Annotated in this window: 2 protein-coding genes; one reads left to right on the plus strand and one right to left on the minus strand. The window is 66.4% G+C overall.

Annotated features, from left to right (window positions below; translation table 11 throughout):
- Positions 1-175: 175 nt before the first annotated feature.
- A complete protein-coding gene (locus AC1DOC_RS29910; RefSeq protein ID WP_027730866.1) occupies positions 176-1,054 on the minus strand; it encodes a GNAT family N-acetyltransferase in 879 nt (292 codons plus the stop codon).
- A 501-nt stretch (positions 1,055-1,555) separates the two neighbouring features.
- On the opposite strand from AC1DOC_RS29910, the gene AC1DOC_RS29915 reads away from it, so the two are divergent.
- A complete protein-coding gene (locus AC1DOC_RS29915) occupies positions 1,556-2,221 on the plus strand; it encodes a haloacid dehalogenase type II (protein ID WP_436301203.1) in 666 nt (221 codons plus the stop codon).
- Positions 2,222-2,313 lie beyond the last annotated feature (92 nt).

Raw genomic sequence — 2,313 nt, forward strand, 5'->3', positions numbered from 1 at the left:
GCACCCGATGCTCCGTGCACTGGGGCGCGCTGCTGGTGTGCCGCTGATCAACGACCGCTCTTTGCAACGCTCCCGTCGATGGGGTGCCTTGCGCAGCGAAATCAAGGAGGAGCCGAAGGCGGGGGACATTCGCGGAGCAAGGTACCCCGTCGGCGGGAGCGCGCCCTGAAAAAAACTATCCAACAGCCTGAGTAACAAGAGCAAACAGCGACGGCCCCTGCGACGCAACAGCAAGCGGCTCCCCCCGCACCATCGTCGTCGGCGCATCCACGCGCAGCAGGCCGATGCTCTCGAGCCATTCGGCCAGGCCGCTGTCGAAGTCGATGTCGATGCGCGTGAAGTGCCCCGCGTTCAAACCTGCAAGGTGCGCAATCAGCGCCTTCGCACCCTCGGCATCGGGCGCGACCACCGGGCCGATCGCATGGCCGCGGCCGAAGCGCCGCAGCATCGCAAAACCCTTCGGCTCGTTGTCGTGGTCGAGCACCACGCAGGCATCGGCGCTTTGCAGCAGCTCGGCGACCAGCGCATCGCGCGGCATGCCTCGCGCGGCCGCGTCGAGCGCCTGCAGCGCCGGCAGCTCGTTGAGGCCCGCGGGCCGCAGGCGCCAGCCGGGCTGCAGCGCAACCAGAGGCGCCGGCTGCGCAATGCCCTGGTGCTGGCGCACCTCGCCCGCGCGCACAAAACCGAGCCGCTCATAAAGTCCGCGCCCTTCCGCGGTGGCGTGCAAAAGCACCGTGCGGTCTTCGAGCCCATCGAGCAGCGCGCTCATCAGGCGATGGCCGATGCGGCGGCCCTGGCAGGCGGGCGTGACGATCACCAGGCCGATGGTGGCGTGGCGCTGGCCCCAGCGCCAGCGCAGGCCGGTCGCGATGATCTCGCCGTCGCGCTCCACCGCGATGCCATCGGCATGCGGGAACACCTGCTCCCAGTCCGCGGGACGGTGCGGCCAGCGCAGTTCGGCCGAGAGCGCATGCGCCTGTGGAAGGTCGGCGGCCGTCATCGGCCTGAGCACCACGCCATCCATGGCGGGTGCGTTCGAAGTGGGTTCAGGCATAGGGAAAACTCTCTGTTGCGGCGGAATGGCGCATCCATCTTGGACGACATTGCGGCGCCGCACCAGCGCGAAAAGGGCCTCTTTCGCAAYTTGCAAGCTTCGGTTGCAGCACACCCCGGTTTCGCAATTCGCTGCGGCGGTGCGGCCGCATACGCACACAAATGCTGTGCCAACCTGCCTAGGATCGACCGCCACTTTCCACGATCCCCGCCATGCAAGCCTTCGATCCGCGAAACACCCGTCGGCAAGGACCTGGAACGCCAGTTGGCCGACGCCAGGCTGCGCTTCAAAAGCGTGCTCTTCGGCCCTGCCGCGGCGCACCAAGGTGCATGGCTGCACGCACGCAGGGCACGCCGCACGGCATGCCGTCGGCGCCCCCGCAAACCGCAGCTTCGTTTCGCCAGGCGCCGTTTTTCCCTACATGCACCGAGCAATGGCGTGCTGCAATCGCTTCGTAATGAGTTTGTCGCATTTGCCACCCTTCACAGAGGATTCGAGACCATGACCTTCCGCCCCAAGTACGTGACCTTCGACTGCTACGGCACCCTCACCCGGTTCCGCATGAAGGAGCTGACCACCGACCTCTTCGCCGACCGCATCCGGCCCGAGCAGATGGCGCAGTTCGTCACCGATTTCACCGCCTACCGCTTCGACGAAGTGCTGGGCGCCTGGCAGCCCTACGAGGTGGTGCTGAAGAATGCGGTGCGGCGCCTGTGCAAGAAATGGAAGATCCAGTACTTCGACAGCGACGGCCAGGCCTACTACGACGCCGTGCCCACCTGGGGCCCGCATGACGACGTGGCCGCGGGCCTGGCCAAGGTGGCCAGGGAAATCCCGCTGGTCATCCTCTCCAACGCCTCGGACGACCAGATCCAGAAGAACGTGGCCATGCTCGGCGCGCCCTTCCACCGCGTCTACACCGCGCAGCAGGCCCAGGCCTACAAGCCGCGGCTGCAGGCCTTCGAATACATGCTCGACTCGCTCGGCTGCAACCCGGAAGACGTGCTGCACGTGTCGTCCAGCCTGCGCTACGACCTGATGTCGGCCGACGACATCGGCATCGTCAACAAGGTGTTCGTGAACCGCGGCCATGGCCCGGGCAACCCGGCCTACCGCTACACCGAGATCCAGGACATCGGCGGCCTGCCAGGCGTCGTCGGTCTCTGATCTTTTTTTCATCCAGCACAGGCCCCTCGCCATGAAGCTCGACTCCTACTGGACCGATTCCGCGCCGGCCTTCGTTCCCGCAGTGCATGCAC

It is taken from the genome of Variovorax sp. 01T439_2, from assembly GCF_056398445.1.

Coding starts and splice junctions, on each gene's coding strand:
- AC1DOC_RS29910 (WP_027730866.1), bottom strand. CDS start 1,054: ATGCCTGAACCCACTTCGAACGCACCCGCCATGGATGGCGTGGTGCTC.
- AC1DOC_RS29915 (WP_436301203.1), top strand. CDS start 1,556: ATGACCTTCCGCCCCAAGTACGTGACCTTCGACTGCTACGGCACCCTC.